The organism is Moritella viscosa, from assembly GCF_900120065.1.
GTDB classification, from domain to species: Bacteria; Pseudomonadota; Gammaproteobacteria; order Enterobacterales; family Moritellaceae; genus Moritella; species Moritella viscosa.
In genome coordinates, this window is record NZ_FPLG01000029.1 from 1 (window position 1) to 4786 (window position 4786).

Sequence of the window (4786 nt, forward strand, 5' to 3'; positions counted from 1 at the left end):
AACGTAACGGCTTACAACAAGTTTTTAAACCAAAGTAACCAGGTTAATAAAATTCAGCCCGCGACCAACTTCTTAATGACGGTGGTTGATAACGAGTGCAAATCAACATTGAAAGAAATGTTAGCTCTCCCGGGTGCAGCGCTGCATTTAGTCGGCAGTGTGGTTGAAGAGTATCAACCGGAATTCAACATTACCGTAAAAAAATAGAACAGCGAGCAAAAGAGATAAGCAGAAACCGTTTAGATCAGTTGCTCGCCTATCAGCAAAAATGGCTACCACACAGCGCAGCCACTGAAGATAGTTTAGCCCAGGCACTGTTTTTGGAAAACGATAATCAAGAAAAGCAGCAAATCGCCATCAACAATGGTATTTGCATGGCGTTAGATAGTGGTTAAGTCACTGGTGAGGGGAACGAATGAGCGCATTAAGCAAGTTGGAAAAACTCATGTACACCATTGGCGTTGTTGATAAAGCAACAGGGCCAGTGAATAAGATCATGGACAAGATAAACCAACTTAGCGCCCAAACGGCCAGTGCTCAAAACCAAATGATGAGCGGTTTTATGGGGACTGCAGGCGGTGCTATTGCGCTGGTCAGCAGTTTGTCACCGGCTATTGATCATGTTGCTGCGCTTGGTGAAGTACAAACACTGGGCGTGGCCAACGAAGATTTAACCAAATTAACTAAAACCGCGTTTGAGTTTACCACACAGTTTGGCGGTAACTCAGCAGAGTTCGTGCGCAGTGCTTACGATATTCAGTCTGCCATATCCGGGCTAACCGGTGATGAACTTGCCTCCTTTACCAAGGCATCCAATGTATTAGCGGTTGCCACGAAAGCGGACGCCAGCACTATCACCAGTTATATGGGGGCCATGTACGGCATCTTTGAAAAAACCGCCAATAAAATGGGCAAGTCCGACTGGGTGAATCAGATTGCAGGGCAAACTGCGAAAGCCGTGCAAATGTACAAAACCACCGGCGCAGAAATGGAGTCGGCTTTTAGTTCATTAGGCGCAAAAGCGACGAATCGAGGTATAGATGCCGCAGAACAATTTGCGGTGCTGGGCGAACTGCAGCTGGTGCTTAAGTCAGGTTCCGAAGCCGGCACTAAATATGCGTCATTCATTGACGGTATTGGTAAAGCGCAGAAAAAACTAGGCATAGAACTCACCAATAGCCAGGGTGATATGCTGAGTATGGATATCGTGCTTGAACGTATTAACCAAAGGTTAGCAGGGGTCGGTAGTGTTGCCAGAGGCGATATTTTAAATACAGCATTTGGTTCAACTGACGCTGCGGGGGTTGTCGATATATTAAGTACAAAAACAGCCAAACTGAAACAAGGTATTAGTGAACTAACTAGTGTAACGGATGCATCTAAGGCCAGTGAAATGGCCAATATCATTGCTACTCCCTGGGACAGGTTTAGCGGTTCATTAAATGGCGCAGCAACGGCGATGGGTCAAGCGGTGTTACCGATTATTGAACCGGTTGTCGACATGCTGGTTGCTATGTTAGGTGGCGTGATATGGCTAACCCAAGAATTCCCAACATTAACGGGTGTACTTGGCGCGGCGGCTGTTGGTGTTATTGGCTTAATGATGGCGTTTAGCGCCATGAACATGATAATCGGTATCTATCGCTTTGCATTGATTGGGTTGAGCGTCGTTACTAATGGCGCTGCTATCTCAACAAAGTTATGGCAAATGGGGTTAGTCGCACTGCGGGTGATGGGGTTCTTAGGCAACATTGCCGTGATGGGTGCTTATCTTGCGGTTATCGGTCTGTATCGTGGCGCTATGTTAGCGGCGCAGGGCGTGACTTGGTTATTTAATACTGCATTACTTGCCAATCCGATTGGGATAGTTATCGCAGGTGTTGTGGCGTTAGTGGCTGCCGTTGCGGGACTTATTTTTTATTGGGATGCTATTGTTGCGGCCTTTAAAGACTCAAGTTGGGGCCAAGGTTTAATCAAGATATTTGATGGCGTCATGTTGGTATTCACAGCCCTGATTGACAATGTGAAATGGGTGCTTGAAGCACTGGGTTTAATCGATGGTAAAGACATGACCATGAAGGCTGAGGTCGAAGAAATAACCAAAACAGCAGGCCCAATACCGACTGAATTAAACGCGAATCAGTTGAGCAATCGCGATATTAGTCATGTTACAGCGACCTTGCCTGTAGCCGCAAACCAAGCGTTTAACAGTGAAACATTTGCAGCAAAAAATCTAATCAGCACGCATAGCAATGCTAGTCAGATAAATAGTGCAGCCTCTGTTTCTGAAAGCCAAGCGTTTAATGAATTAACTGCGCACAGTGCGCGTATTCAACAATATCAAGAAAATAACCATCAGTTGGCTAAGGTAAGCAGTCCGCGTATACAGCGAACCCAGTATTTTCAGCAAAGCAAACAACACACGAATAACAACAGTAATAGCAACGCCGATAACAGCAAGCGCGTGTATATCGATAACGTGGTGATGAAAAGCGACAACCTTGACCATGATTTTGAACTGTTAATGGAGTTAGCCGGCTAATGATAAATATGCATGTTGATTTAAACATTATCGATGGGGATTTTGTGTTTAATTCCTCGCTCAGTGCTGGCAAATTATCTGCGGCCAAAGTCATTGGCCAAGATGTTAAGCACCGCATTATCGAAAGTGGTTTGTTAGTGAAGTTAGTGAAGCAGCGTAACGTCAATGGTATTGCGCCAGTGCTGACGGATTTAGAACTCGAAGTCGAACAAGACGACAGACTCAAGCCTGGCACAATCTTAATTAGCTATAACAGTGATAAAACCTTATCGATTGAAGCACAAACCAAGCAATACGGCGTAATGAAGTGGGCAGGGGCGTAGCATGAACAATGAAAATAGAACACCGGACATAGTGCCTGATTTTAAAAAGATGATGGCCGATGCTGGGTTACCAGTGAATGAGACGGTTGCCAAGCAGCAATGGGACCAGGTATTAAGCGAGCAACAAATCATTGTTGAGAATGGCAGTCCGTTTAGCCCGTTTTGGCGCACAGTTAAAGCTTTAATTACCTTACCTGTCGTTGGTTTACTTGATTGGATTGCCCATATATTGATGCCTGATTTATTTATCATGACGGCTAGTCGCAGTGCGTTAATCGGGCTTCATGGCCCGAGTCGTAATGTCTTTGTTGTGGATGCAATTAAGGCCAAAGGCATGCTGACATTAACGCGCACTAATAACGATGGTGTATTGAGTATACCTGCAGGTGCCTTAGTAGAAAGTGACAGTATTGGCGGCACTGTATATCAGTTACGTACGCTTAGCGCTGTGGTATTTAAAGAAGGTGAATCGGTCATTGAAGTGTTGGCTCAAGCCGTTGGTACTGGGCAGGCGTATAACTTACCGGTAGGCAGTTATTACCGCTTAGTTAACCCAATCGAGGGCGTGACGGTTCGTAATGAAAAAGACTGGCTGCTTATCCCTGGTGCGAATGAAGAAAGCACAGAAGCATATCGAAACAGAATAAGAAATGTATTCGGCACTGCCGCTAAATGGCATATCAATACTGTGTACAAATCGATAATCAGCGACTTCGCCATACCAGTTGAAAATATTGAAATTGTAAACCAAGCGCCGCGTGGCCCTGGTACCGCTAATGCGTATATTTACCTTAATGTTGGGCAAGTATCGACTGGTTTATTAAAAGTAATAAATCAGCATATTCGTGATGATGGCCATCATGGCCACGGTGATGATTTTAAAGTATACGCGATGCCGACACATGAGCAGGTAATAACGGCTACGTATTCATTACATGCAAATAGCATCGATATTGGCGTGGATATAAAAACCTTTATCCAGGCAGCGTTTCGGTTAAACGATGCGTATCAACCGACACGAACGCGGCCAAATTCGTTATTTAGCATGAGCCAGTTACAAGCGCAGTTACATAATCAATTCCCTGCACTGCGCAGTATCGATTTTGATTGTGGTGATATTAAAACGGGTTTATGGCTACCGGCACTTACGCACTTGGTTGTGCAGCATGGATAGATTTCAGCAAAGCGCTCCGCCATCACAACCAGAGATTGCTACCTGGTTAAACAAGGGCCATGCCGAGCAGTTAATGAAAGCCGCGCAGCAATATTGGCACAATACCAAAGACTGGGTGATGTGGGCGGTTGCACAAAAAGATGAGCAGCAAAGTGCAGAGCCATTTTTAGGATTGTTAGCCTGGGAACGTTTGACTGAAAGACTGGCAAACGAGCCGACTGAGTTTTTTAGAAAACGGGTCCAGCATGCACTGGTTAATACAATCGATGCGGGTGAGATAGCGACGATTGAAGCTATCTTTAATCGTCTTGGTATCGATGTCATCAAAGTCAGTGAACGGATTGATAATCGTGATTGGGACATTATTGCAATCGACTTTAGCAGTCATACTGTCTCGAAATACGGTGAACTGATGCCCGAATTAATCCAGCTCTATGGACGCGCCTGCAGACGTTATGAATTTACGGTACACAGTTTTGCTGATTGTGGCTTAGCGCCAAGTTGGATTGATGTGCAATACCATGTACAAAAAGTGCCGTTAATGCCACTGAAAACACTGGTTGAGCATCCACTGACACTGCAGCCCGTTTATGGATTTTTAAGTAAAGAAAGCAGCATTAGTACTGCAACGGAGTAAGTTTCTATGTCTGAACAACAGGTAACCGGCATTCTTACTAATGCTGGTAAACAACATATCACCCAGTGTGCGCTAGCAAACACGGGACTTGATGTAACAACACTGGTGTT

The 4786-nt window shown here is 45.0% G+C and carries 6 protein-coding genes; all 6 read left to right on the plus strand.

The features are described from left to right. The coding region (locus tag BT797_RS04330) for a putative phage tail assembly chaperone (RefSeq protein WP_075471179.1) at positions 1 to 207 on the plus strand (207 nt) is incomplete at its 5' end. 41 nt (positions 208 to 248) lie between these two features. Next, positions 249 to 395 carry a DUF6890 family protein gene (locus BT797_RS23770; RefSeq protein ID WP_019628769.1) on the plus strand — a complete coding sequence of 49 codons (147 nt, stop codon included), beginning with the start codon at positions 249 to 251 and terminating at the stop codon, positions 393 to 395. Positions 396 to 415: 20 nt separating this feature from the next. Beyond that, on the plus strand, positions 416 to 2542 hold the full coding sequence (locus BT797_RS04335; RefSeq protein WP_075471180.1) for a phage tail tape measure protein: 2127 nt from the start codon (positions 416 to 418) through the stop codon (positions 2540 to 2542). Continuing rightward, complete coding sequence (locus BT797_RS04340) at positions 2542 to 2865, plus strand: DUF2590 family protein (RefSeq protein WP_075471181.1); 324 nt, start codon at positions 2542 to 2544, stop codon at positions 2863 to 2865. Before BT797_RS04335 ends, BT797_RS04340 begins: the two co-directional genes overlap by 1 nt. Position 2866: 1 nt before the next feature. Then, positions 2867 to 4039, plus strand: coding sequence for a baseplate J/gp47 family protein (locus BT797_RS04345; protein ID WP_075471182.1), 1173 nt, complete (start codon positions 2867 to 2869; stop codon positions 4037 to 4039). Further along, positions 4032 to 4676 carry a hypothetical protein gene (locus BT797_RS04350; RefSeq protein WP_075471183.1) on the plus strand — a complete coding sequence of 215 codons (645 nt, stop codon included), beginning with the start codon at positions 4032 to 4034 and terminating at the stop codon, positions 4674 to 4676. The genes BT797_RS04345 and BT797_RS04350 overlap by 8 nt, the downstream gene beginning before the upstream one ends. Positions 4677 to 4786: the final 110 nt, after the last annotated feature.

Coding starts and splice junctions, on each gene's coding strand:
- BT797_RS04335 (WP_075471180.1), top strand. CDS start 416: ATGAGCGCATTAAGCAAGTTGGAAAAACTCATGTACACCATTGGCGTT.
- BT797_RS04340 (WP_075471181.1), top strand. CDS start 2,542: ATGATAAATATGCATGTTGATTTAAACATTATCGATGGGGATTTTGTG.
- BT797_RS04345 (WP_075471182.1), top strand. CDS start 2,867: ATGAACAATGAAAATAGAACACCGGACATAGTGCCTGATTTTAAAAAG.
- BT797_RS04350 (WP_075471183.1), top strand. CDS start 4,032: ATGGATAGATTTCAGCAAAGCGCTCCGCCATCACAACCAGAGATTGCT.